General features: G+C 47.2%; 27 protein-coding genes. 19 read left to right on the forward strand and 8 right to left on the reverse strand.

The window, feature by feature from the left end:
- Positions 1-5 precede the first annotated feature (5 nt).
- Together OXH39_07615 and OXH39_07620 are read right to left on the reverse strand one after the other, a co-directional pair.
- Positions 6-1,199, reverse strand: coding sequence for a mandelate racemase/muconate lactonizing enzyme family protein (locus OXH39_07615; GenBank protein ID MCY3550313.1), 1,194 nt, complete (start codon positions 1,197-1,199; stop codon positions 6-8).
- Positions 1,180-1,704, reverse strand: coding sequence for a hypothetical protein (locus OXH39_07620; protein ID MCY3550314.1), 525 nt, complete (start codon positions 1,702-1,704; stop codon positions 1,180-1,182). The genes OXH39_07615 and OXH39_07620 overlap by 20 nt, the downstream gene beginning before the upstream one ends.
- 467 nt (positions 1,705-2,171) lie before the next feature.
- On the opposite strand from OXH39_07620, the gene OXH39_07625 reads away from it, so the two are divergent.
- The 8 genes from OXH39_07625 to OXH39_07660 all read left to right on the forward strand — a co-directional run bounded on the left by OXH39_07625 (position 2,172) and on the right by OXH39_07660 (position 9,338).
- Entirely contained in the window at positions 2,172-2,840 is a 669-nt protein-coding gene (locus OXH39_07625; GenBank protein MCY3550315.1) for an LON peptidase substrate-binding domain-containing protein, read from the forward strand.
- A gap of 93 nt (positions 2,841-2,933) precedes the next feature.
- Positions 2,934-3,542: a CDP-alcohol phosphatidyltransferase family protein gene (locus OXH39_07630; protein MCY3550316.1), complete on the forward strand. Its 609-nt coding sequence runs from the start codon at positions 2,934-2,936 to the stop codon at positions 3,540-3,542.
- Between the two features lie 94 nt (positions 3,543-3,636).
- A complete protein-coding gene (locus OXH39_07635) occupies positions 3,637-4,557 on the forward strand; it encodes a hypothetical protein (protein MCY3550317.1) in 921 nt (306 codons plus the stop codon).
- A 27-nt stretch (positions 4,558-4,584) separates the two neighbouring features.
- On the forward strand, positions 4,585-5,454 hold the full coding sequence (locus tag OXH39_07640; GenBank protein MCY3550318.1) for a hypothetical protein: 870 nt from the start codon (positions 4,585-4,587) through the stop codon (positions 5,452-5,454).
- Between the two features lie 19 nt (positions 5,455-5,473).
- Positions 5,474-5,863, forward strand: coding sequence for a hypothetical protein (locus tag OXH39_07645; GenBank protein MCY3550319.1), 390 nt, complete (start codon positions 5,474-5,476; stop codon positions 5,861-5,863).
- Positions 5,864-5,900: 37 nt separating this feature from the next.
- Positions 5,901-7,280, forward strand: coding sequence for a sulfatase (locus OXH39_07650; protein ID MCY3550320.1), 1,380 nt, complete (start codon positions 5,901-5,903; stop codon positions 7,278-7,280).
- Between the two features lie 23 nt (positions 7,281-7,303).
- Complete coding sequence (locus tag OXH39_07655; GenBank protein ID MCY3550321.1) at positions 7,304-8,539, forward strand: hypothetical protein; 1,236 nt, start codon at positions 7,304-7,306, stop codon at positions 8,537-8,539.
- Positions 8,529-9,338, forward strand: a complete 810-nt coding sequence (locus OXH39_07660) for a sugar phosphate isomerase/epimerase (protein MCY3550322.1) — start codon at positions 8,529-8,531, stop codon at positions 9,336-9,338. Before OXH39_07655 ends, OXH39_07660 begins: the two co-directional genes overlap by 11 nt.
- Positions 9,339-9,412: 74 nt before the next feature.
- Here OXH39_07660 and OXH39_07665 read toward each other — a convergent pair whose 3' ends face one another.
- The 5 genes from OXH39_07665 to OXH39_07685 all read right to left on the reverse strand — a co-directional run bounded on the left by OXH39_07665 (position 9,413) and on the right by OXH39_07685 (position 14,932).
- The gene (locus OXH39_07665; GenBank protein MCY3550323.1) at positions 9,413-9,589 is read right to left on the reverse strand and encodes a type II toxin-antitoxin system HicA family toxin; all 177 of its coding nucleotides are present in this window, start codon (positions 9,587-9,589) and stop codon (positions 9,413-9,415) included.
- A complete protein-coding gene (locus OXH39_07670; protein ID MCY3550324.1) occupies positions 9,586-9,777 on the reverse strand; it encodes a type II toxin-antitoxin system HicB family antitoxin in 192 nt (63 codons plus the stop codon). Before OXH39_07670 ends, OXH39_07665 begins: the two co-directional genes overlap by 4 nt.
- A 209-nt stretch (positions 9,778-9,986) precedes the next feature.
- Positions 9,987-11,933, reverse strand: a complete 1,947-nt coding sequence (locus OXH39_07675; GenBank protein MCY3550325.1) for a hypothetical protein — start codon at positions 11,931-11,933, stop codon at positions 9,987-9,989.
- Between the two features lie 116 nt (positions 11,934-12,049).
- Positions 12,050-13,996 (reverse strand): hypothetical protein, encoded by a 1,947-nt coding sequence (locus OXH39_07680; GenBank protein ID MCY3550326.1) that lies wholly within the window; start codon positions 13,994-13,996, stop codon positions 12,050-12,052.
- A 186-nt stretch (positions 13,997-14,182) separates the two neighbouring features.
- A complete protein-coding gene (locus OXH39_07685) occupies positions 14,183-14,932 on the reverse strand; it encodes a hypothetical protein (protein ID MCY3550327.1) in 750 nt (249 codons plus the stop codon).
- Between the two features lie 333 nt (positions 14,933-15,265).
- On the opposite strand from OXH39_07685, the gene OXH39_07690 reads away from it, so the two are divergent.
- Positions 15,266-16,477 carry an RNA-guided endonuclease TnpB family protein gene (locus OXH39_07690; protein ID MCY3550328.1) on the forward strand — a complete coding sequence of 404 codons (1,212 nt, stop codon included), beginning with the start codon at positions 15,266-15,268 and terminating at the stop codon, positions 16,475-16,477.
- 252 nt (positions 16,478-16,729) lie between these two features.
- Complete coding sequence (locus OXH39_07695) at positions 16,730-17,920, forward strand: Gfo/Idh/MocA family oxidoreductase (GenBank protein ID MCY3550329.1); 1,191 nt, start codon at positions 16,730-16,732, stop codon at positions 17,918-17,920.
- Positions 17,921-18,129: 209 nt separating this feature from the next.
- Here the strand turns inward: OXH39_07695 and OXH39_07700 are convergent, their stop codons facing one another.
- On the reverse strand, positions 18,130-18,306 hold the full coding sequence (locus OXH39_07700) for a hypothetical protein (protein ID MCY3550330.1): 177 nt from the start codon (positions 18,304-18,306) through the stop codon (positions 18,130-18,132).
- A gap of 378 nt (positions 18,307-18,684) precedes the next feature.
- Here OXH39_07700 and OXH39_07705 point away from each other — a divergent pair, with 378 nt between their 5' ends.
- The 9 genes from OXH39_07705 (at position 18,685) to proC (ending at position 24,747) form a co-directional block, all read left to right on the forward strand.
- Entirely contained in the window at positions 18,685-19,110 is a 426-nt protein-coding gene (locus OXH39_07705; GenBank protein ID MCY3550331.1) for a hypothetical protein, read from the forward strand.
- Positions 19,111-19,466: 356 nt separating this feature from the next.
- A complete protein-coding gene (gene tatA / locus OXH39_07710; protein MCY3550332.1) occupies positions 19,467-19,688 on the forward strand; it encodes a twin-arginine translocase TatA/TatE family subunit in 222 nt (73 codons plus the stop codon).
- A 20-nt stretch (positions 19,689-19,708) separates the two neighbouring features.
- Positions 19,709-20,530 carry a twin-arginine translocase subunit TatC gene (tatC, locus tag OXH39_07715; GenBank protein ID MCY3550333.1) on the forward strand — a complete coding sequence of 274 codons (822 nt, stop codon included), beginning with the start codon at positions 19,709-19,711 and terminating at the stop codon, positions 20,528-20,530.
- Positions 20,530-21,303 (forward strand): hypothetical protein, encoded by a 774-nt coding sequence (locus OXH39_07720; GenBank protein ID MCY3550334.1) that lies wholly within the window; start codon positions 20,530-20,532, stop codon positions 21,301-21,303. Before tatC ends, OXH39_07720 begins: the two co-directional genes overlap by 1 nt.
- A 112-nt stretch (positions 21,304-21,415) precedes the next feature.
- Positions 21,416-21,739, forward strand: a complete 324-nt coding sequence (locus tag OXH39_07725) for a cupin domain-containing protein (protein MCY3550335.1) — start codon at positions 21,416-21,418, stop codon at positions 21,737-21,739.
- Positions 21,739-22,494, forward strand: coding sequence for a peptidoglycan editing factor PgeF (pgeF, locus tag OXH39_07730; protein ID MCY3550336.1), 756 nt, complete (start codon positions 21,739-21,741; stop codon positions 22,492-22,494). The genes OXH39_07725 and pgeF overlap by 1 nt, the downstream gene beginning before the upstream one ends.
- Before the next feature lie 342 nt (positions 22,495-22,836).
- Positions 22,837-23,115, forward strand: a complete 279-nt coding sequence (locus tag OXH39_07735) for a hypothetical protein (protein ID MCY3550337.1) — start codon at positions 22,837-22,839, stop codon at positions 23,113-23,115.
- A gap of 73 nt (positions 23,116-23,188) precedes the next feature.
- A complete protein-coding gene (locus OXH39_07740) occupies positions 23,189-23,914 on the forward strand; it encodes a YggS family pyridoxal phosphate-dependent enzyme (GenBank protein MCY3550338.1) in 726 nt (241 codons plus the stop codon).
- Between the two features lie 20 nt (positions 23,915-23,934).
- Positions 23,935-24,747, forward strand: coding sequence for a pyrroline-5-carboxylate reductase (proC, locus tag OXH39_07745; GenBank protein ID MCY3550339.1), 813 nt, complete (start codon positions 23,935-23,937; stop codon positions 24,745-24,747).
- Positions 24,748-24,755 lie beyond the last annotated feature (8 nt).

The following is a 24,755-nucleotide window of genomic DNA, read 5'->3' on the forward strand; positions in this document are numbered from 1 at the left end:
TTTTTCTAAAGTGGTGTTTGTTCAAAAACGGTGTCCGCTCCGACCTCAATCCGAACTGGTGCTAAATAGGAGCGGATTGCTTCCGTATCCACTTTCACACCGAGTCCGGGCAGCTCCTTCACTCGAACTGTTCCGTCCGATTCAACTTGAAACGGTTTTGTTACCAGTTTCTGCGATAACTCCGAACCAGCCGCTGGATATTCTAATAGATTGAAATCGGGGTTCGTTGCAAACACGTGAATTGCAGCGGCAAGACTTAGATGGCTCTTAAACGTGTGGTTGACGTACTGAACACCGTGCTGTTCCGCCAGTTGACGCACCTGAAAGGAAGGCATAATCCCACCAATACGTCCGGCATCAATCTGTACGAATTGAATACCACCGTGGATGATGATATCCTCTGCCATTCGGTAGGTATTTGATCCTTCACCCGCTGCGATGGGAACAGATGGATTCTTTTTCGTTAGCGAACCATAAGCATCAATGGCATCGGGGGCAAGTGGTTCTTCCAACCATGTCGGTGAAAATTGTGCAAACGCCTCAGCACGCTGGTAAGCCGTTTCGTAATCAGTTCCCCAAACAACACCAGCGTCAATCATAATCTGTGCCTCTGTTCCCATGCCTTCGCGCGCCGCTTGCACAAGTGCGATGTCGTTTGCCTCGCCGAACTTACCCATCGGTCCCCATCCGAACTTTGCCGCACGATACCCTCGTTCGCGCAACCCTACGGCGATCTGATAGGTTGCGTCCGGTGTGTTGCCGAAAAGGACGGAGGCATACGGCAGTTTGGGGTGTGCTGTCGCAGGTGTATCTGACAACTCGGCCAGAAGACGATAAACCGGTTTTTCAAACTTCTGTCCGATGAGGTCCCACAGGGCAATTTCGGCACCACTATAAGCGTGCTCTATCTGTTGAATGTCCAATCCATTCCGTAGGACCTTTTCACTGAGTCGAAGTACATCGTCAGGGCTATTGAGTGTCTCATCGATTAAAGAGGTGCGAATATTAATAATATTGCCGTGCGACATCGGACAGCAATAAACGGCGAGACTTACTAACGGCGAGGCATCACATTCACCCCAACCTTCAAGCCCTGTATCCGTGCGAACTCTGACAAGGAGTGTGTCTTGGGTGCCATCTGCTGCGGTTGTGATGTTAGGCATCAGTAAATAGAACGGATCAACTGCGGTGATCTTCATTTGCTTCGGGTGTGTCCTCTTCCGGTTGCGCGTTATCTGCTCTGGAAACAATTGGAGAGACTGTAGCGTCTATTTGTTGAACTCGCTGAACCGATAGGGCGCGCGCCGCTGAGATAAGAAACCATCCAAACAAGCCGGCTCCTGCGCCGATACACATCGCTATTGCGGCACCTCTTGGTGTCGCAATCCGATCTACAGTCTCTTGGCTGAGTTCGCATGAGAGGTTCTTGATATGGTTGACAGCAACTATCCGTTTCTCACCATCTTGGATGTACTCAATAGTGGGTGCTGTGTCGCCTTCTATTTTAATATCGGTGCTTCCTGATGGTGTGTTAATCTCAATTACGTTGTCCCCTTGATCGCCTATCCAACGCGCTTTTAACCCCTTTATGCCGTCTTCATCGCGGATCGGTTCGACGCGTGTACGGTAGAGGGCACTTCCCAAGAGATTTATGGCGATGTCTTTAGATTTTGCTAAGGCGTTTCCCAACTTTTCTGAATTCACGTTTTTCTCCAATCGTTTTGATATCCGCGTCTTATGCAAGAAATACGCGGATATTCGTTTCGGTTCCTTGCCCTAATCTGATTAAGCAATTATAACGAAAATTCTTTTGAATGTCAAGACCCACTCAATCATGAGATCGGGCTATTTATGGTAGGTTTAGGATTACCTGTATATTATGGACGATGAGTTTGCGGGCACTCACAAACGGAAGAAATCCGAAGAAATATCCACGCAGAAATCTCCTATAAGATGTCTACGTATTTTCGTAATTCATCGTAAATGTTCTCATCGCCGCGTAAAAAAACTATTGACGAATCAAACATTTTGTGCAAAAATATAAAGAGCGTTATACTTGAAAGTAGACATTTATTTTCTGTATTACAAACAGAGGTTAGCCTTCTGCGAGTATCCAGCGTCACCACGCATCCATTTTGTATAACAAACATTGTGCGAAGAGGAGTTCTCACATGCAGAACGACCCAGTTTTATCAAAAGATCAAACATCTTATGAACGACAAATTCCGCTTTTTCCATTACAGGCAGTCTTGTTTCCCGGCGGATTTTTGCCACTGCACATCTTTGAACCGCGGTACCGGACGATGATTAAATTCTGCTTAGAACATGAGTCTGAATTCGGAGTCGTGCTTATCAAAGAAGGAGAAGAAACAGGCGAAACTGCTGTTCCGTGCGATGTCGGTACGGCTGTCCGAATCCTTCATGTTGAACATTTGGATGATGGTCGCATGCATATTGTCACCGCTGGTGAATACCGATTCCAGATTCTGGAAATTCAGGAACATCTCTCCTATCTCACCGGTCGGGTCCGGATGTTGGATGATTTGGAGACGGAAGTCGAATCGGTCCCGGAATCACTTACGGCACAAACCGAAGAGTTATATAAAGCTTATGAGACGTTATCGAGTCGTTTGATTTTCGCTTGGAGTCCGCCTGAAGAACAGCCGGATGATCCAAGAGAACTTGCCTACCAAGTCGGGATACGACTGCGTATTTCGCTGAAAGAAAAACAGACCTTGTTGGAGACAATTCCGTTAGAACAACTCCTCACACGCGAAATCGAAATACTGACGGACCAGAATCGGCGGATCGCCTTTCAACTGGCAGCGCAGAACAATTAAAGCGTAGCGATTGTGTTGTACGGAGTTGGTAGACTTCCTATTTAAGATGCTCGTCCCTATAACACACAATCCTATCTGCAACGCGATAACATAATGGCACTAAAAGCACCTGTTCACCAATTTACTGAGACGCAGTCAATTCAAATTACACGTCGGGATTTCCTTTACGTTAGCAATATCCTGTCGGTTTTCCGGCTATTGACGGTCCCGTTCATCTTTTACTTCATTTACAATGCCCAATGGCTATCCGCAATTATTTGTGGTGCTGTAGCCGTTATCAGCGACCTGTTAGATGGGTTCTTCGCTCGGCATTTAAAACAGCACACGCAGCTCGGTTATATATTAGATCCAGTTGCGGACAAGCTTGCACTAACGGCTGGAATTTTTGCGCTTGTGCTATCAAAGACCGATTTTCCTAAATGGGCGTTCGCTATTATTGTTGTTCGTGATGTCTCAATTGTGCTCGGCAATGTTGTTTTAGCGTATAAGGCGAAAATGATCACTCGCTCTAACCTGTGGGGCAAATGTACCAGTTTCTTTCTGTCGATTGTTGTGATGTTTTATCTGCTTCGACCGATAGTAGCGCGCTTACCCGCCAAGATTGAATTTTACAGTCTTTGCTTGGCGTTGGTATTTGTTTTTATCTCAACTGTGAGTTATGCGCACCACATGTTCCGCGTGTTAGAAACACAGAGTCGCTAATAATCCCGAATGGAACTTCGGAAAGACTTAGTAACAGTGCTCCGCATACCTTGGGACGCTGTTTTCATATCTGCATGAATGAGGAAGCACCCTGATGGCTTACAAAGAACTCGCAATGAGGAAACCTTTTATTGTTAACAAAAACTTGGGAAGTGCTGTTGAGGTTGAACCTGAAGAATTGACAACGACGAATGCCGATGGTGTCCCCGTCACTGTGCCGACGCAGAAACAAAAATACGACTTTGATCGAAACGGTTGGCTCCTGATTCCAAGCGTTTTATCTGATACTGATATTGCGGAGATGCGTGAATTCTGTCAACGTCTGCACGAGGCACCAGAAGGTATCCCGGAACCGGAACGTTGTGCACTCGGTGGTCCACTTCAAAAACTCGCAGATCACCCAATTGTCGTTGGTTTTCTAAATGAATTTTTGGCATATCCGCCCGCTGCAAGCGAGGATTGTTACGGGTTTCGGCTTGAAGAAACAGCAGCTTTTTTCGGAGACACGCCATCACAGACTGCAGCGCAATCAGTGCGTCACAAGGGAAATGGGTTATTCCGCTTACCCGGGGATTCTCACCTCTATCGGTGTGTTCCCGGACGCGGCTGGAGCGGGTTGACGCGTGCTATATGGGAATTGACTGAAGTCACCGTCCAAACAAACAGCATCCGTTTCATTACAGGAAGCCACAAAGCCGCGTATCCAGTGCCAGAAGGCGTACAGGACTTGAATTCGTCACTCTGGGAGACTTATGAGTGTCCTCCCGGTTCCCTCATTCTTTTCACGGAATCTATGACGCAGACGCACGTTCAGTCCAGCACTGCCGAACGGGTTTCTGTCTCGAATTTATACAATACGGTGGCGAGCCGTTGGTCGAATTGGCTACCCCATCCCCAACTTCTCGAAGCGATGCCTCCGAAACGACAGACACTTTTTCGGGAAGCTTATGCAGGTGGCAATGTCGTCAACGGAGATTTTAATCAACGCACATCTGCCTATCCGGTGGAAGTCTAACCGTTTGAAGGTGTAAGGAGAGATCTGATGGACAAAGAAATAAGCAGCAATCAACAACCTTGGCTTGGCGCATTGTTACCACCGGATGTCTGTGAATTGCCTACTCGGAACGGCGATGGCTTATCTATCCCTGAGTTGACACCTGAACAACGGTACGCTTTTGATACCCACGGTTGGTTTTTGGTACCGGAGGTATTTACCGGTTCTGAACTCAAAGAGATGCGCGATTTCGGTTATCGTCTCCACCAGGACCCGGAATCTATCCCAGAGCATGAACGGAGTCCTGTCGGCGGTCCTCTCCAGAAATTGATTGATCATCCGCTTGTTGTTTCGCTCCTCAACGAATTCACGGCGCATCCAGCTGTAACGGGACCGGAGTGCTACGGTTTTGCTGTTGAAAGTGCAAGCCTCTTTTACCGCGCCCCGGGCATGGGACGGTTTGGACCACACAATGGCAACGGGCTGCTCCGCTTTCCGGGTGATGTTCACTACTATAACGCCTTCCCAGGCAAAGGCTATAGTCCACATACCCGTATTGTATGGGAACTAAACGAAGTCAAAAAAGGACAAGGGGGCACACTCCTGGTAACCGGTAGTCATAAATCGGTTTACACAGCACCACCTGACATCCAAAATCCTGACTCTGATATTTGGAGCACTTACGGATGTCCGGGCGGGTCGTTACTCTTTTTCACAGAGGCACTCACCCATAGTGCCACGGAGTGGACAAATACTGAAAACGACAGGATTGCCGTTTTTAATCTGTATAGTCCTGTTGATAGTGGTTTCGCGAAAGTTTATAAACCGCATCCAAAACTCTTTGCTGAAATGCCACCGATCCGGCAGACGCTCTTCCGAGACAGGCATGTTGTGGACAAGGCTAACGGCATGCCATAGCAATGCAAAGGAAAAACCAATGGCTGATAACAACAATTTTAACGAGCTCCTCATCCATAACTTGAAACAAATCGCCATTCACTTGGACCGCTTGGACGCGAAGGTTGATGAGAAAGCAAATAAAGAGGATGTTAAACTTCTTACGGAAGAGATCAAAATTCTGAATGTGAAGGTTGATGAGAAAGCAGATAAAGAGGATGTTAAACTTCTTACGGAAGAGATCAAAATTCTGAATGTGAAGGTTGATGAGAAAGCAGATAAAGGAGATGTCAAACTCCTTACAAACCGCATCGACAATGTCGAAAGCCGGCTGGACCGAATTGAAAGCGAGGTTGGAACGTTCAAATGGATGCTTGGGATTGGGTTAGCTGCCATGGGCGTTTTCGTTGCACTCTTAAAACTATTTTAAAACGTGCTTTCTAACAAAAATTTCTGAAGGGGTACCTATGTCCACAAAACAGCCAAACGTTCTTTGGATTTATGGTGAAGATCTCTCTCCAGATCTCAGCTGTTATGGCACATCTGCCGTGAAAACACCAAACGTTGATCTACTCGCATCGGAGGGCACTCGTTATGCCAATGCGTTTGTCACGTGTCCGGTCTGTTCACCGAGTCGCTCCGCGCTCATCACAGGCACCTATCAGACGCACTTTGATGCACACAACCATCGGAGCAACCGCGATAAGCCGCTGCGAGCGGATATGAAACTCATCACCGATTGTTTCCGAGAGGCAGGGTATTTTACGTGCAATAGTCCGGGACCGCCATACAATCGTCCTGGAAAGACCGATTTTAACTTTCAGCGCGAACAACCCTTTGATGGCATCGACTGGAGCGAACGCGCTGAAGGACAACCCTTTTACGCACAGATTAACATTCCAGACACACACCGTGTTTTCAAGCCAGATCCAGAACGTCCTATTTCTCCTGAGGATGTGGAATTGCCACCTTACTATCCAGACCATCCACTGACTCGGAAAGATTGGGCACTCTATCTTGAAAGCATTCAGATTTTGGATAGGAAAGTCGGGCAGATTCTCAAGCGGCTGGATGATGAGGGACTCTCGGATAATACCATCATCTTTTTCATGAGCGACCACGGACGGGCACACATCCGTTGCAAGCAATTTCTCTATGATGGTGGCACCCATATTCCACTCATCGTTCGATGGCCCGGACATGTTGAACCCGGTGCTGTTGACGATAGACTTGTTAGCGGTGTTGATTTCGCACCGACAACACTATCCCTCACCGGTGTTGACATTCCTGACTTCATGCAAGGTCAAGTTTTCCTCGGTTCAGACGCGACATCGCGCGATGCCATTTTCGCAGCACGAGACCGATGTGATGGAACAGACGATAGGATACGGTGCATCCGGACACACCGTTATAAACTGATTCGCAACTATCACCCTGAACGTCCGTATATGCAGTTCAACGGCTACAAGAAGCAGCAATATCCCCTTTGGAGTTTGATGCCGTTGTTGTCTGCAAACGGCGAGTTATCCCCCGCGCAACAGCATTTCATGCAACAGACGCGTCCGACTGAAGAGTTGTATGATCTGGAGGCGGATCCGTATGAAATTAATAACCTCGCTATGGATCCACAGTATGATGCCGTGCGAAGTGAACTTGTCGCGCAGCTTAACGCATGGATGACAGAGACAGGAGACATGGGCGAGATACCTGAATCTACAGAGGTTACTACGTATTGGGATGAAAACATGGCGGAAAGGTTCAAACAGGACATGGAAAAGCGAGGGCTCTCACACGATATAAGCGATGCAGATTACGTCGCATGGTGGGAAGACCATCTGTTAACCTAAAGAATATAAAATGGAGGTTCCGAATGAACGATACGCTCTATGGACACGGTGATGGATTTCTCACACAGGATGGACGGCGGCTCTTTCCAATTGGGTTCTATGAACACCCTGCCGAGGATGACGCACTCAGAGATATGGCAGAATCGGGCGTTAATCTTGTTATGTGTGGTAGTGTGGAGGCATTTGATCGCGCACAGGCACACGGAATGATGGGATGGGTACCGTTGGGTCTTCAGGGCGGTGCGACACCCGAATTTCAGGAACGCATCCGAACTCTCGCTGAACACCCCGCACTCGCTGTATGGGAAGGTCCAGATGAGGTGGTATGGAGCTTTACCGCCTATAGTGGTCTCTGGAAACAGGACCAGATGGCAGTGTTTCCGAATAAGGGTGAATGGTGGATGCAGACACCGCTCGCTATTGAATACTCTGAAGGACGTGCAGCTGAAATTATGCCTAAGATGCGGGAGGCTATTGAATTTATCCGCAGCGTTGATCCTTACAATCGACAGATTTGGATTAATGAAGCGCGCGACAGCGATCTGAAGTTCGTCCGACAGTACATTGACTGTGTAGACATCACTGGGTGCGATGATTATCCGATTCGACCAGAAAGTCGTCCTGCCATTCGTCTTGCTGATTCTACAAACCGTTGGAGACAGGTCGGTAAAGGCAGACCAGTATGGATGGTGCTTCAAGGATTTACATGGAACGATTTGAGTGATGGAGACACTGACATCATAGCGTTTCCTTCCTTTGCTGAGTCGCGCCTGATGGCGTATGCTTGTATTGCAAATGGGGCGAGAGGTATTCTGTATTGGGGTTCCAGTTATATGAAGTCTGAGGGAAAAGAAGCTTTTCGGAAGTCGCTTTACGCCTTAACGAGCGAACTCGCCGCGCTTCAACCTTTCCTTACAGCACCCGTGGAGCAGTATGTTACAGTGCGAGAAATTGATGATGGACGCATCGATATACCACCCCCTGTTTCCGCGCGCGGTGTGAGCGTCACGGCTCGTAGAATCGGACGTGAATGGCTCGTTGTCCTCGTCAATGAAGATGAGCATTCTCACATGGGGGTAGAAGTTACCGGATTGGATGCCCTCAACGGCACCGAGTTTGTCGAACTCTACGGTGAGGAGGAAACCACTATATCCGAAGGCGCTTTCGTGACGCGGATGCTTCCTTTTGAAGTCAAACTCTTCGCAACACACCGAAAATGGGAAAGCGACCGGCGGGAGGGTAGAGAATTTGCAGAATAGCCTGAAGGAACGCTTTGGATTTGATGCACCGAAACACAAACCTATCGAAGAATCGATCCAATGGGCAGGAGAGAATGGGTTTGGGTACATTGATTTCCAAGCCGATGTTCCTCCGAATGACATCGCTTCGTTTGACACGGTGCGCGTCCGCAGAGTGCGCGACCTGTGCCAAACCCACGAAATTGCTATCGGTATCCACCCGTCTTCGGCAATCAACAACGCCGAATACGTCCCGCTCATGTCTGAGGCGGTCGATGGTTATCTCTATGCGAACTTAGAACTGGCACAACGGCTCGGATGTGGTTGGATCATCGGGCATGGTGGGTATCATTTCGGAGATGTCGCCCAACGTCGAGACGCTGCGATTGAACGAATACAACGTTTGGTCGAGCAAGCAGAGCAAGCGGAGATAGTCGTCTTCTTTGAAAACCACAATCGAGAACCGGAGCATGCCGAAATCCATTACATTCCCCATAACGTTGAAGAGACGCATTGGTTTTTCGATGCTATTCGTTCCCCTTATCTCAAATGGGCGTTCAATGTCGCTCACGGCCATCTCGTACCAGAAGGGTGGCAAGGCTTCTTAGATGCGTTCGGCGTGGAGAATATCGGTCAGGTTCGCCTCAATGATAATACGGGTGAATATGAGATCCATCTCATTCCCGGTGAAGGCACGATTGATTTTGTGGATCTGTTTGCACAATTGAATGGACACGGCTATGATGGCTGGTTTAGTCTTGGATTCGGCGATGATGCAGATAAGGTACGGATACGGAATCAGTTTACTACGTATGTGTAGCTTCCAGTTCCTGATAACGACAGTGGTCTTTAATTTGTGATCGTGATTCCTTACTAACCGAGAGCGGATTGGATTTAATCCCTGAGCATCTTGAGAATGTGCTTTGCCAAAGGATCTTTAAGCTCTCTATGGCGAGGAACTGGTTGAGAAACACGTGTGTTGGGATTGTGGTACCAATCGTGTTTTGCACCATGGCGAATAAGTACACACCCCATCTTCTTCAATTCACGAATCAGATCTCGTCTTTTCATGCGATCTGTAGTTCGGCAACCTTTCGGATGCCCGGAATGTTGCCGCTGGTGAGTTCAGTGTAAAGGTCAAGTAGATTTTCTTCTAAAACTTCTACTGTTTCACCCTGCGTCCAATAATCAGGATATGCCTCAAGGTACCCAAGAAACATGGTTCCATCTTGCCAGTAAATGTATTTTTGTGTTTGCATGGAGAACACCAAATTGTGCTATATTGAAGTTTTAATAATTATACTCCTTCAATTAGGATAAGTCAAGATTTATTTTGCGTGGCACGTAATTGCAGAGAGGTATTTGTTCTAATCTGGTTTTTGGCGTTGTTTTCTACCTCTATCCGAAACGCAGCTTTTCAGTGATTCTATTCTGTTTTAAACATCTTCATTGTTGTATGCTGGTTACTTTACCGATAGAATGAATAAACGGAGATACCCCAAATCAGCCGGATCAGTACCCACGTACCACCAACAATAAATTGCCCAAGAATTAACCCCAAGAAAAGCGGTAACACCCGATGGTAAAGCCGGATACCACCAAATCGCAAGATTAGATTCTTAATCGCCCAACTGATTAGCACGGAAAACCAGAGCCAACCGAACGTCCACATACTACTCGCCACAGCATAGCCGGTCGGATGGAAGGGAAACATCGGGAAACGGGTACGCATCCACCACAGTAACCCTGTAAACAGGAACCCTACACCCATAAATGTAACTGCTGGGATGTTTGTTTCACTTGGATAATAAAGCCAAGTACGTAATCTGTGATAACCACCATTTCCTAAGCCCGGATTCGCACCAATGTCATAGGATACAACCAGATATGACCAAAACGCTGCGAGAATACCGAAGAAAACACCGCACATTAATGCGACTACCATTCGTCTTGCCCGCATGTTCCCTACCTCCACAAGTTTAAACGCTTCCAGTGTATGTGGCATCGGGTGGGCACGGTATCCCCGATTGAACGCATAATACAGGGACATCATCGCAAGGCTTGGTGGTGGAATCATGCGTGAACCGAGTGAGTCAATAATAAATTGCCGTGGGTTCGCTACAAACATCTCATGTGTGGGTGGCCCGACCTCAGCACGCACCCGTGTAATCCCCAGTGCAAGGAGATAATAGATAGCGAAATACAACGCTATCATCCAAACTGCCATCCCACCGCGGTTTGAGAAAATAAATAGAAAAAGAACACCGCCTATTAATCCCGCCAGCGGCCATCGATAATCTGTGGAATCCTGCAGTTCAGGCGGAAGGTTCTCGTCTCTCTTTCTGAAGAGGTTTCTGAACATCGCATAAAAGTGTCTACGTCCACCATAGAGCGCAAAACAGGCGATCGCCAAATACGCACCAACACCTTGCGGTCCATCGTAAGGAAACCCCGGCAAAACCTGTAGCCCCATCGCACTCCCCAAGACACGTTCGCCTTTCCAGAATAGATAGAAAAACCAGAGCGAAAAGGACATCTCTAACGGCATTAAGAAGGCAAGTCCTACACCGAATGACAGGATATAGATAGGGGTCCAGCCGATTGCGTTCCACGGCTTTTCAGTGAAGTAGATGCCGAGGTCTGCCTTGCGAACCGGTATCTCTGGGAATGCCGGAAAGAATGCGTGAATACCGTTAATCAGGTCGATACCCGCTGCAATAGCGAAGCCTGCCCAGAACATCTTGTTTTTAAAGAGTCGTCCGTCTGAATAAGTCATCTCTATCGGCAGGCGGACGATTGGATAGGTGAGCCGCTCCCGATCAATCCACTGCTTACGGAGGAGCAGATCGATGCAAATCATCACCCAAATCACGACGGAGAGGAAGATTGTCCACCATAAAATCGGTTCCCACCATGCTGCCAGATACCGCGTCGAGTAAAAACTCGTATCACCGTCATAGAAATCTTGCAGCACGGACAGATCGCTGAGGGTCATCCAACTCGGCAGGTATCGCCAGAAAAGTTGTTGCCATTCATTTTCAGGCGTAGCGAACCAGAAGCCGTTTGGGATAACAGGCACAACGGTCTGCATCATGTCGTGTCCCGCGATCGCCGAAGAAATTGAAAGGATGACGTAGATAGTGAGCAGTTCTCCTTGACGGAGCGCGAAACGAGGCAACAGCAGCTTCAGCAAGAAATTAAGACACGTTAACACCGCCAACGTCACCACTACGTTGTAAATCAACGACATCGTTGTTGGCAGCGTACTCCAATACCGCAGATGATTCGCCATAATGAAATAGCTGTTCGGCGGGATGAGTATAATGCCAAGCAGGATCGCGCGAAAGGTAACGCCTGGGTGTCCAGGCTGCGGGGTTTCTTGAGGATTTGAGGGATATTTTGATGTGTTTACCATGTTTTTGAAGTCATATTGAGTAAAACCTTATGATTAACTTTCGCACCACTTTCAACCATTTTTAGCGCGTACTCGCTATTAGTTCATTGCCTTTCGGCAGCACATAGATTCACGAGTTAACGATAAAAAGAATAAACCGACACACCCCAGATAAGTCGGATCAGCACCCATGTACCACCGACTACGAATTGCCCGAGAATTAATCCCAAAAAGAGCGGTAACACTCGATGGTACAGACGGATACCACCGAACCGCAAGATGAGGTGTTTGATGCCCCAACTCATAAAAACAGAGAACCAGAGCCAACCGAAGGTCAACGTACTACTTGCAACCGCATAGCCAGCCGGATGAAATGGAAACATCGGAAAACGCGTGCGGAGCCACCATAGCAACCCTGTAAACAAAAACCCGATACCCATAAATGTAACCGCCGGGATGTTTGTTTCTGTCGGATAATAGAGCCATGATCGGAGCATGTTATAACCGCCCTTTACCACCCACGGATTCGCACCGGTCTTGTAGGAAACCACCAGATACGCCCAGAATGAAGCAAGGATACCGAAAAAGACACCGCACATCAGCGCGACGACCATCCGCTTCGCCCGCATATTCGCCACTTCCACAAGTTTAAATGCTTCCAATGTATGTGGCATCGGATGCGCGCGATAGCCACGATTGAACGCGAAATACAGCGACAGCACCGTTAAACTCTGTGGTGGAATCATACGTGAACCGAGCGAATCGAGAATAAATTGCCGCGGGTTTGCCGAAAACATCTCGTGTGTCGGCGGACCAACCTCCGCGCGGACTCGTGTAATGCCTAACGCGAGGAGATAATAGATAGTAAAGTACAATGCTATCAGCCAAATTGCCATCCCTCCATGGTTTGAAAAAATAAAAAGAAAAAAGACACCACCTATCAACCCTGCCAGCGGCCACCGATAATCCGTTGAATCTTGCATTTCAGGTGGAAGATACGCACCTCTCTTTCCGGTTAAATTTCTAAACATCCCATAGAAATGCTTACGTCCGCCGTAGAGTCCAAAACAGGCGATCCCCAGATACGCGCCTACCGCTTGCGGGCCATCGTACGGAAATCCGGGCAAAGCCTGTAACCCCATCGCACTTCCCAAGACGCGCTCACCTTTCCAAAAGAAGTAAAAGAACCAAAGCGAAAAGGACATCTCTAACGGCATTAAAAAGGCAAGTCCTACACCGAATGACAGGATATAAACGGGGGTCCAGCCGATTGCGCTCCACGGTTTTTCAGTGAAATAAATGCCAAGGTCTACCTTTCGGACCGGTATCTCTGGGAAGGTTGGAAAGAACGCGTGGATGCCGTTAATCAGTTCAATGCTCGCTGCAATCGCGAAGCCTGCCCACAGCATCTTGTTTTTAAAGAGCCGTCCGTCTGAGTGCGTCATCTCTATCGGCAAACGGACGATCGGATAGGTGAGCCGTTCCCTTTCGATCCACTGCTTCCGAAGCAATAGGTCAATGCATATCATCACCCATATCAGCACGGACAGAAAGATCGTCCACCATAAAACCGGTTCCCACCAAGCCGCCAGATACCGCGTCGAGTAAAAAGAGGCTTCCCCGTCGTAAAAATCTTGTAAGACGGACAAATCGCTAAGTGTCATCCAGTTTGGCAGATACCGCCAGAAGAGTTGTTGCCATTCGTTTTCAAGGGTGGCAAACCAGAAGCCGTTTGGAATCACAGGCACAAGGGTCTGCATCATATCGTGTCCCGCGATCGCCGAAGAGATTGAGAGAATGACGTAGATGGTGAGCAATTCTCCCTGTCGGATCGCGAAGCGCGGCAGCAGCCGTTTGACCAGAAAATTTAGGCAGGTCAGCACCACCAGCGTCACCACTACGTTGTAAATTAGCGACATCGTTGTCGGCAGTGTACTCCGGTAACGCAGATGGTTTGCCATGATAAAATAGGTGTTCGGTGGAATAAGAATGATGCCGATCAGAATAGCACGAACAGTAACACCCGGGTGCCCAGGCTGCGGTGTTTCTTGAGGATTGGATGAATGTTTTGGTGTGCGCGCCATACCTTTAATTAACGTGTATTGGGGTTTTTAGAATTTAATTTAAAATCGAAGAAAAGAGAGGTACTACCGGAGGATTTTCGGCGGAACTCGCCTGCCGAGACTGGTTATATCTTATCACATTTTTGGGAGCAAAATCAACCCTTCTTTCAGTAAAACGCATAGGTCAGTAAAACGCATAGGTCTATGTTAGGGATACATCTGTTTAAGCAGAACGGGGAAAAGCAGTGAGAATAGCAGACAGAACAGTCCGATATTCCATATCCACAGGTGCGTTGGATCTGCACTGAGGATTGATAGCAAGGCACATAGAGGACTCATTGCAGCTAACATCGGAATTGTGTCGAATGGCGGAAACGGAACGAGTGGAAGAAAGGTGATGAAGAGGACAAACCCATAACTTATACTCTTTGCACGGAGCGGAGGATTCCATACGCCAAAACCGATACCGATGAAGGCGAAAAAGAGACAACTTACCAGTAGCACCGCGCCGCATTTCACCAATTGCGACACTGCCAAACCACCTATGTAACTTGAGAGTGCCAGTAGCGGAATCGTCAACCAAATTCCCCATACCGCCCAAATGACAACAGCACTCAGCTTACCTGCCAAGATTTTCCAGTTTGCCAACGGTGTTAGGGCAAGCAGGGATCCGTTTCCGCCACCCTCATGTAGGCGTGCTTTGTAAGTATATTCTGTATGCCAAACTTCGATTGCGTGTCTCGGCACCCAAAATTGGATAACGAAAAGGGCAATGATGAAAAGCGTATACGTCTGTTTTCCAACATCAACTGCAATTCCTGTCCGGCGATGTGCATAGAATTCAACTGTCGCTACAAATAATAGTAGTGCGAGAATGCATAGCACCAGAAACTGGATACGCCGATATTTGACGGAATTGCTATAACAACGCAGCTCTTTGAGAATGATGGTTAGCATAATGTTACGGACACAACCTCCGCCAGTTTCCTGTCTTTCTCTCGTAAGTGTGATCTCGCTTTGTTGGAAACCGATGATGCTTAAGGGTTTTTCATTGACACATTTTTGTGAAACTGTTATCAGAACCTCCGAGACTAAAACCTCGCTCTTTAGAGCGGGGATACAGTCTCGCTTTCGTAAATTAGACCAAGGCGTTTTTTACTTGATAAACGCCTAAAAATGTAGTATACTTAGCATATCAGGTTGGGAACCAACAAGTCAAGCGTTACCTCTCGGTAACGTGTTGGTTTCCTCTCACTTGACCGGAGATAAAAGCCTGATCTGTGATAATCGATGCGAAACACGACCCATAAACTCTTTCACGATAAATCCTTGAACCATCTCCATAACGACTTGAATATCATAGGCGTTGTAAGGAATCACTTCATTGCGCTTTCTATGCGATATTACCGCCGCTATGGTAAGGGGCTTTCGTATGCGAAAATGTCTAAGCATTTGACGAAACTCAAAAGGTTAGCGAAGTATGCACATTGGCATATTCCGTACTCGTGGTCTCTGCAAAACATGCTCAAGCGTCTATCCGAGTCGTTTAGAGAAATGCGGACGCTTGGGAGAGGTCACCCACAGTTCAAGTCGTGTAAGAAACACAAAGGGATGACGTTCTCTGGCGAACGGGTTAAGATTGAAAAGATACTTGACAAACAGAAAAACACGAGAAACCATCCAACCTATAAAATCCGGCTGAATGGGCGTTGGTATCGTTTCGCACTGCATCGTCGGATACAAGGTGCTATCACTCAAGTTCATGTTACAAGAGACGCGCTCGAAGACGTGTATATCACGCTCACTGAAGACTATAGTGAAGTCAAGATAGAACCCAAGACAGGTAAGGCTGAAGGGTTTGATATGGGTATCAAAGACTTCCTGACTACCAGTGATGGTCATAGATATACCTCTCCTATGTTCTACACACAAAATGCTGATAAGTTGGCAGAAGCACAACAAGCATACTCCAGTAAACTGAAAGGTTCTAACAACCAAGAACGCTGTCGGAAAGATATCGCGCGTATCCATAAGAAAACTGCGAATCAAAGAACGGATCACCACTGGAAGCTGGCGATAGACCTCTGCCGTGATTTTGATATAATGTTCTTTGAAGACCTGAACCTTGAAGGTATGAAACGTTTGTGGGGCAAACAGATTTCTGACCTCGGCTTCGGTGAGTTCATGCGGAAACTCAAATGGCAGGCGAAGAAGCGGATACGTGCTGTCCTGAAAATCGGTAAATGGAGTCCTTCTACAAAGTGCTGTTGTGTTTGTGGTCATAAAAATGAAACCCTAACGCTCGCGGATCGACACTGGACGTGTCCAAGTTGTCATACACACCTTGACCGAGACCAGAACGCTGCGATCAACATTCTTAAGGAAGGGGTAGCTTCCTTTGGGTTAGGAGTCGTAAGCCCTATTGTTTTGGATAACAAAATCGTAGGCTGCTCCGTTGAAGCGAGTAGTCCGCTTCTGCATTCCACAAATGCTTTCGCATAATGTTTGCGGAAGCCTCGCCCTTTAGGGCGGGGTCTATCACCTTCAGTGTAAGCGAGACACATAAGATACCGAGACTCTAAGCTCGCACGCCGCTGGCGAGGTTTCTATGGGGAAATCCGCAGAAATTCGCAGAAACACTCAAGCAAAACGCCTCGCCAGCGAAGGAAGCTGCGTAAGTTCTGCTTCAGGGCAAACAAGATACCGAGACCCTCTAAGGGCAAAATGTTTTATAGCTCACTCAGGAGGCTTTCCATGTCCAAACTCAATATTGCTTTGGTTGGTGCCGGGCGGCGTGGCGGTGGCGCGCATCTGCCTGTTATTGCGAAACTCAAAGATATTTACAACCTCGTCGCGGTTTGTGATATAGACGAGGAAGCAGCAACGCGCTACGCCAAAGAATACGGGGCAACGCCGTACACGAATGTCCGAGATCTCGTCGCTCATGAAGATCTTGATGTCGTTGATATTACTGTGCCGGGGGTTGCACATCATGCCGTTGCGTGCTTTATGGCTGATGCCGGCGTTCATATTCTCTGTGAAACTCCTATCGCCGTCACGCTTCCCACAAGCGACCTAATGATTGAACGTGCCAAAGCGAATGATGTCAAACTTGAGATCGCCGAAAACTATTACCGTGCACCGCGGGAACGGTTTTTGTCAAAGGTTATTGAAGCAGACGTTATCGGCGAAGTCGCTCGAATTTACCGCATCTTTTATGAGGGCGGTTATCATGGAATGAGCATGCTCCGCCTTCGTGCTGGTGGTGAACCGACATCTGCACTCGGTATTACACAAACGACACCTGTGATTCCCATTATTGACCGGATGAAGCGGCATCATACCAGCGAAAGGTGGAGTCTCGGTTTCATTGAATTCGACAACAATGCGACGGCTCTCATGGTCTACTCCAACGTCATACATGCCCGATCTTTGGGACGCGGACAAACCGGTATCTCACAGATTGACGGTAGTAAAGGCACTATTGTCGGTGAAGATATTTACGTGACACCTGCAGACGAACTCGAATCTGGTGCGAAAGGTGTCGCTTACCGCCCCAAACGTACCACGATTGATGTTGATGGTGTTGACGTTATTGAGAATATCTCGTTAGAACTTCCAGATCAGACCGTCACATGGGAGAACCCGCTCAAGAACTATCCACTCTCCGAAGGGCAGATTGCGGTGGCTGATGAACTGATCAGTATCTCCACGGCTGTGCTTAAGGATACAGAACCCGAATACGGGGCAGCACTCGCTCGGCAGGACCAGGAGATGAACATCGCAATGAGTGAATCTGGCAATCGCAGCAAGGAGACCATTACGTTCCCGCTGACTGCGTTGACTGAAACAGAGCGTAGCACCCACGAGAGTTATCAGCAACAGCACGGGCATCCGATTGAGGACATTGAAGCCGGGATTGATACGTTCTTCCCACGCCGCTAATATCATAGCATGTTGTGTGAGAGAATTCAAATGTTTTCGCCGAATAGTGAGAATAGGATGTGTAAATATTTTGGAAGCGATTCGTCCGTTGATTCGGCTTATCAAATATATCAAAGCCTCTCGAATAGGGAGAAGGATTTTCTGCTCCTATGAAACCTTTACGATCGCGTCTCAGACCGCATCGCGACTGATTTTTCTGTTCATTTGAACTAACCGAGAATTCTTCTCCTTTCTTCTCCTAAATCGTCTTTTCTGTGCCGAGTTGATTGCTGAAAAGCATCGTCGAGGCCGATAGAGATATTGCTTGGGAAGACTTTTCTGAATGTCTCGCCGCGGGATTGTGTGAACCATTTTTTGTCCTTTTTTGAAGTTTTCAGCGTTTTCATTTTTTATCTCCTTAGATGTTCTGAAGTGTTGGGCACAACACCTATAGAAGTTTATTTTCGATGAGAAGTGTTTGAAGAATCGTATTGGGTTCTGCAGCGGTGGTCTGCTGTGTGCTAACGTTTCAAATACATTATGTGTATATTATAGTATATATATCAACATTTGTAAAGTTAAAATAAATTTAGTTATTACGTTGGGTTTTTTGGGTTTCAATGCGTTTTCTGGTTTTATGGGTGTTTTTCTATTCCGTTCAAACTAATCTGAATGTCAAAATATTTACACACCCCTTTTCTGAAATCTATTTGCTTTACCATCAAAAATATAGTATAATTGGCATAAGTGGTAAAAAACGAAGCATAATACCTACCGATCCTCGTATGCAACTTGAAATCATAGAAATCTACGATTACTACGACCAGCCTATCCTTTTTGCATGTAAAAATGCTGCAGGTCATCTTCACCTTGTCGTTGCTGCGGATGAAAATGATCAACACGAAACTTGGCTTTACGTCAGAGTTTCTGCTGAACGCCTCAACCTCATCCGATCTGGTACTATTGACCTTCACGATGCATTCGCTGATTCTGAAAATGGACATTTACTTCAAGTGAAGTTTGCTTATGACAACCCGACCTCGCCCCAGATTCGACACCTTGAATCAAATCAGATCTCCGAAGATATGCTTCCAACTCCGGGTGAATGTCTTGATCTTGAAACCGAAACGTCCCCAATGCTTAGCAAAACTGAACCAACGCCAAAGAGCAACCTAACCTTGGAACTACATGAGCACGGTTTAAAAAGTTAGCAAGCCGCACCCGCCAACACATTTCAGCTGCCACTCCGAATCAGAACCGATACAAACACGTCCCCTTTATAGGTTTGATGGATCTGTCAAAAATGCTGCTATAAACATGCCGCCCCTACGGGGCTATATTTTTCTCGACACCGTGTTCTACATAGATACTGCAGAAACACCCAAGCAAAAACCCCCTACGGGGCTTGAGTCTCGGTATTCCATCCTGCAAATTCTGTAATTCTGATTTAGACCGCGAAAAACAACTGACCCCCGACATCTAAAAAATTAATTGCCAACACGTCGATTTTATGCTATACTTTAGATAGCAGTAAATTGCGACATCTCATCAAAGGAGGGATAAAGACATGGGCGGAATCGGCGGAATAGAGATATTTATAATCCTTATGGTTGCACTTGTCATTTTTGGACCGAAAAAGTTGCCGGAAATGGGACGTTCGCTTGGAAAGGCTATCCGAGAATTTAAGAATGTTGGTAACGATCTTCAGGATGAACTGACGAAAGCAGCAGATGAAATAGACAAGGAAAAAGATCCAAATATCAAGCCTCCGAACCCCTCTTCATCATAAATCTCGCGGCGGGACGCACTATGGAATCTAACGATGTAGCAATGACCTTCTGGGAACATCTTGAGGAGCTTCGGCGCCGAATCATTATCTCAGCTATCGCGATCGCCGTTTTTACGGTGTTGTGTCTATCGTTTAGCAGACCGATTGAGAAGGTTATTATGTTCCCGTTGGAAACCTCGATGAACACACTGATTGCGAACGCTATTGATGCTACAGCTGGTTCCGGGGGGTCAATGTTAGGTTTCTTCGCCATCGCTTTGCGTGCTGGAACTTCCAATGTCGATGCTGAGCTCATGAAAGTCGGTCCCTTAGAAGGTGTTATGGCATACCTGAAATTAGGGATTACTACCGGTATTTTGCTGGCACTGCCGATAATCATTTATCACATTTGGGCTTTTGTTTTTCCGGCGTTGAATAGACAAGAGCAACGGTTTGCAGTGCCACTGTTTTTAATCATTGTCATATTTTTCATCTTCGGTGCTGCTTTCGCCTACTTTATTGTTACACCGGTGGTACTACAGTTCTCCGCACAACTTTTTCCAGAAATGCCGAATAGATGGGATTTAGAAAAATATATAAGCTTCATAACACGGTTAATCTTAGGTTTTGGTATCGCGTTTGAGTTACCAATAGTGATGGCATTTCTGTCCCGGATCGGTGTGATTGACGCACGGGGCTTCCGTGAAAAACAGAACTATGCGTTGTTGGGCATCTGTGTGATGTCAGCCCTATTGACACCTGCAGATCCGTGGTCAATGTTGTTGATGGCAATACCACTTTTTCTTTTATATCAACTCGGTATTTTCTTCGCTTACCTCGTCGAAAAGGAGTCTGAAATATAATGGCTAACGAGCCTTTACAGCAACAACTCGCTTTGCTCTACCAGTTACAAACGCGCGACCAAGAGCTCTTGTCAATACAAGGGAAGCTTCAAACTATTCCCCGTCAGATTGAGCAATTGGCGGCGGAGATCCAGCGGTATGAGGAAGATATTGCAGCAAAATCAGCAGAACTCACGGAGACAGAGAGAGTGCAGCGGTCCAAGAACGCTGAGATTGAAATGAACAGTGTTCAACGCGAAAAATATCGAGACGAACAGCGAACTGTCACGTCAAACGAAGCGTATACTGCCTTGGAACGACAAATCGAATTTCTTGACGAGCAAGACGGAGAGGCTGAGGACGTTATATTGACTCTCATGGAGGAGAGCGACCGGCTGAAGGAAGAATTGGCGGAACTGGAAGTTGAGATAAACAAGGAAAAAGAGAAAACTACTGCTGAAACTGAACAACTTCAACAAGAACTACACGCCTTAGAGGTAGAAAAAGATGGGAAGTTAAAACAGCGAAAGGCGTTTCTTCCAAAGGTTGACAAGGGACTCAGAGACGAATACCATCGCTGGATGAAGGCGCGGCTTACAACCCAATCGAGTGCCGCGCGAACAAAAGCTGGTTTCGTTGCCTTGGTGGAGAACGACACCTGCGGTACCTGTCGTATTGCTATTCAACCGCAGACACTCAAAGAAGCTCAAAAATATGAGAAGCACGTTTACTGTTCAAGTTGTAAAAGGCTACTCTACGTCGAGCCTGTCAAATCTGATACTGAATCCTCATAGAAGGCGTATGCAACCACAGGTGAAGATTGAAATCTACCGCTTTGCTGATTGCTGATAACTGGCAACTGATGACTGTAACAATATATATCTCAACAGGAGGCATTCACAACCAATGCCCTTTTTTGTTATTGATGAGCAACCCGAAAAACAGGTTTTTGAAGGGGCAAGTATTCGGACACTTCACGGCGAAAAGCTGATGATGTCCTTTGTCAACCTACAACCCCATAGTGTCGTTGCCGAACATAGTCATCCCCATGAACAGATGGGAATGGTACTTGACGGAACATTTGAACTCTCCATTGATGGAGACACCCGGATACTCAAAAAGGGTGACGCTTACCTTATCCCTTCCAATGTGAAGCACAGCGCGAAGGCTTTTGAAGAGCCTGCTGTCGCGCTTGATATCTTTAGTCCGCCACGAGAAGATTATAAATAATGAGACTGTATCATCCGGTTCATGAACTCCAAGCAAGCGGCGTTGGCACTGCTGGTATTAGTCTACGCCATGGTGGTGTTAGTCGTGCGCCTTATACGTCCTTGAATCTTGCTGAGCATGTCGGTGATGATGAGAGTGCCGTCGCAGTTAATAGGGATATGCTCTTTCAGCATGCCAATTTAAAGAATCTGCACTATTGCCGTCAGATTCATAGTGCTTCCGTCATTGCTGTAGATAACGAAACAAGAACGGTACCAGCGGATCTCCCGGAAGCGGATGCACTTGTCTCTGCCCATCGCGGTGTCGCGTTAGGCATCTTTACCGCGGATTGCGTCCCTATTTTCATTTTAGATCGCGCGACCCCTGCTATCGGTATCGCGCACGCGGGCTGGAGGGGTACCTTCGCCCGAATTGCCGTAAATACGCTCGCACAAATGAAAGCGAGTTTCGGGACTCTTGCTACGAACTGTCAGATTCATTTGGGTCCCTCTATTCAAAAATGTTGCTATACGGTTAGCACGGAGTTGCTCGATCAATTTGCGGAACGTTTCGGTAGCACCGTACACGATGGCAAAAACCTGAGTCTGCAAGATGCCAACCTTAACCAATTGGTTGCAGCGGGCTTACCTCCCACCTCCATTTCAGTATCTCCACTTTGCACCGCTTGTCGTACGGATATCTTTTATTCACATCGGGCTGAGAACGGGCAAACAGGTAGGATGCTCTCATTTATCCAACTTAATATTGGGAACTAAGGTCTATCCCATAACTACTATCTTGTTGGACGCGATCTCAACCTCGCTTTATAAACTGTAAGTTAATGGAATGCCTTGTAAAGCTTGTCCAGTCCAATCACGTTTCCGTTGGATGAACAAATCCTCGCAATGAAAAATTTGCATCTCGTCTAAAAGTATGGTATTATTATTAATGTGTATGAATGCGATAAAATGCAGCGATTTTATCGTATTGCCTACCGCTGTAACCTCGCTGAATTTGTAACGTTATTTTCCTTAAGATATTCCAACTTGTTTAGGTGCAATAATTCCTTCAAATTCGTTATTGGGCGGTGATTTGACACATAACTGGAGAAATTGAAGATGCGCGTGCTCTTCGCAATATTATCAGTTATTACAGGCATCATTGGGTTTGTTTTTATTGTGGGGGGTATTCGGCATCCTTCAAAATATCAGAAGGTTTTATCGGAAAATGTGAGCGCGGCACAGGTCACGCAAGTTTATACGGAAGCAACGCATGAGATAGTCGTTAGTATTGGTGTTGTTAGCATAGCCGTCCTAATCGCCGTTATCGGTATATTCTTTCACGTGAGCAAGCCTTTAAGTCCAGATACGCAATCAACAGACGATCCTGAAAACTGACGAGTCCTTTGATTTGAACCAATTTTGGAATTAAGACGCTTCGGGGTTGCGGGACGAAATGGGGACGTGCCAAGTGAACTCGATTGTTGATAACCTCTCCAGTATCAATGAACGTATTGCCAACGCGGCTGAACGGAGTAGACGTACGCCGGATTCAATAAAACTCGTTGCTGTCACAAAAGGGCGTTCAGTACCAGAAATTCAGGCGGTTCTCGGCGCGGGAGCTACAGACATCGGGGAAAACCGAGTGCAAGAGGCGCGACAGAAGTACGCGCCAGTCAATGCATTCATAGATGCTTCCGGCGCTGCCTCCAATGATAAGACATACCGTTGGCATCTCGTTGGACATTTGCAGAGAAATAAGGTTAAAACCGCATTAGAGATGTTTTCACTGATTCATTCAGTTGACAGTTTGCGGCTTTTGGCAGAGATAGCACGCCGGTCTGATGAACGATCACAACAGACCGATGTTTTAATTCAGGTAAATACAACTGGCGAGGAAAGTAAATACGGATTGGCAGCAGATGATTTACTTCAGTTCATTGAAGACGCGCAAGCATATCCAGCTGCGCACATCGCTGGACTGATGACAATGGGACAGTTAACGCCTTCACCGGACGCGAACCGTCCCGCTTTCGCTTTGCTGAGATCGCTTGCTGAAAAGATAGAAACCCAAAAGTTCCCCGGGGTTACCATGCAATATCTCTCGATGGGAATGACGAATGATTTTGAGGTCGCCGTTCAAGAGGGGGCGAATCTCGTTAGAATTGGCAGGGCGATCTTTGAGTTGTCGTCATAGGGTAGCGTCAGGAGAAAAAAGTGGTAAAAGACCTTAAATTAGGTGTAATAGGTGTCGGAAAGATGGGCGGCATTATCGTTCGGAGTATTGCTGACGCTGTGTTCCCTGCAAAGCAGATTTGGGTTACTGACCTCGATAGTGCCCTTGTAAAGCAGCTCTGCGATGAAAAGGGGACTAACAGCGCGAGCGATATTACTGCCTTGGTAGAAGAGGCACAGGTTATTCTCTGTGCTGTCACGCCTGGAGCAGTCCCATACGTCTTGCCACAGGTCGCGCGCACCTTATCGACACCGCAATGGCTCATCAGTATAGCAGCCGGTGTAACGACTACGACGCTTGAATCCTATTTTAATACCGCACCGCCGATTGTTCGGGTAATGCCAAATATCTCAGCATCGGTAGGTGCTGCAATCTCGGTGCTAACAACTGGTAGTACGGCGAATCAGGAACATCTTGAAATAGCACAGCGAATCTTTGACGCTTGCGGGACTTCCTTGGTTATGGATGAACACCATCTTGATGCTGTCACCGGGGTGAGTGGGAGTGGACCTGCCTATGTTGCGCTCTTCATTGAAGCATTAGCGGATGCGGGCGTTCATGTCGGTTTACCTCGTGCCGATGCGCAAAAACTCGCCACCCATACAGTTTTAGGTGCAGCGACGATGTTGGCTGAAACACAGGAACATCCAGCAGTCCTCAAAAATCGTGTTACCACGCCAGGCGGAACGACTGCAGCCGGGCTTCACGCACTGGAACGAGGTGGTTTGCGGGCAACTCTTACCGAAGCCATCCTCGCTGCGACGGCGCGAGCAAAAGAACTGGGTGACGCATAGTTTTGTGA

It is taken from the genome of Candidatus Poribacteria bacterium, assembly GCA_026702755.1.
Taxonomy (GTDB): domain Bacteria; phylum Poribacteria; class WGA-4E; order WGA-4E; family WGA-3G; genus WGA-3G.

Coding starts and splice junctions, on each gene's coding strand:
- OXH39_07705 (MCY3550331.1), top strand. CDS start 18,685: ATGCAACTTGAAATCATAGAAATCTACGATTACTACGACCAGCCTATC.
- OXH39_07615 (MCY3550313.1), bottom strand. CDS start 1,199: ATGAAGATCACCGCAGTTGATCCGTTCTATTTACTGATGCCTAACATC.
- OXH39_07635 (MCY3550317.1), top strand. CDS start 3,637: ATGGCTTACAAAGAACTCGCAATGAGGAAACCTTTTATTGTTAACAAA.
- OXH39_07665 (MCY3550323.1), bottom strand. CDS start 9,589: ATGAAAAGACGAGATCTGATTCGTGAATTGAAGAAGATGGGGTGTGTA.
- pgeF (MCY3550336.1), top strand. CDS start 21,739: ATGAGACTGTATCATCCGGTTCATGAACTCCAAGCAAGCGGCGTTGGC.
- OXH39_07650 (MCY3550320.1), top strand. CDS start 5,901: ATGTCCACAAAACAGCCAAACGTTCTTTGGATTTATGGTGAAGATCTC.
- OXH39_07695 (MCY3550329.1), top strand. CDS start 16,730: ATGTCCAAACTCAATATTGCTTTGGTTGGTGCCGGGCGGCGTGGCGGT.
- OXH39_07685 (MCY3550327.1), bottom strand. CDS start 14,932: ATGCTAACCATCATTCTCAAAGAGCTGCGTTGTTATAGCAATTCCGTC.
- OXH39_07735 (MCY3550337.1), top strand. CDS start 22,837: ATGCGCGTGCTCTTCGCAATATTATCAGTTATTACAGGCATCATTGGG.
- OXH39_07670 (MCY3550324.1), bottom strand. CDS start 9,777: ATGCAAACACAAAAATACATTTACTGGCAAGATGGAACCATGTTTCTT.
- OXH39_07690 (MCY3550328.1), top strand. CDS start 15,266: ATGCGAAACACGACCCATAAACTCTTTCACGATAAATCCTTGAACCAT.
- OXH39_07625 (MCY3550315.1), top strand. CDS start 2,172: ATGCAGAACGACCCAGTTTTATCAAAAGATCAAACATCTTATGAACGA.
- OXH39_07675 (MCY3550325.1), bottom strand. CDS start 11,933: ATGGTAAACACATCAAAATATCCCTCAAATCCTCAAGAAACCCCGCAG.
- OXH39_07720 (MCY3550334.1), top strand. CDS start 20,530: ATGGCTAACGAGCCTTTACAGCAACAACTCGCTTTGCTCTACCAGTTA.
- OXH39_07645 (MCY3550319.1), top strand. CDS start 5,474: ATGGCTGATAACAACAATTTTAACGAGCTCCTCATCCATAACTTGAAA.
- tatC (MCY3550333.1), top strand. CDS start 19,709: ATGGAATCTAACGATGTAGCAATGACCTTCTGGGAACATCTTGAGGAG.
- OXH39_07630 (MCY3550316.1), top strand. CDS start 2,934: ATGGCACTAAAAGCACCTGTTCACCAATTTACTGAGACGCAGTCAATT.
- tatA (MCY3550332.1), top strand. CDS start 19,467: ATGGGCGGAATCGGCGGAATAGAGATATTTATAATCCTTATGGTTGCA.
- OXH39_07640 (MCY3550318.1), top strand. CDS start 4,585: ATGGACAAAGAAATAAGCAGCAATCAACAACCTTGGCTTGGCGCATTG.
- OXH39_07680 (MCY3550326.1), bottom strand. CDS start 13,996: ATGGCGCGCACACCAAAACATTCATCCAATCCTCAAGAAACACCGCAG.
- OXH39_07700 (MCY3550330.1), bottom strand. CDS start 18,306: ATGAAAACGCTGAAAACTTCAAAAAAGGACAAAAAATGGTTCACACAA.
- OXH39_07655 (MCY3550321.1), top strand. CDS start 7,304: ATGAACGATACGCTCTATGGACACGGTGATGGATTTCTCACACAGGAT.
- OXH39_07725 (MCY3550335.1), top strand. CDS start 21,416: ATGCCCTTTTTTGTTATTGATGAGCAACCCGAAAAACAGGTTTTTGAA.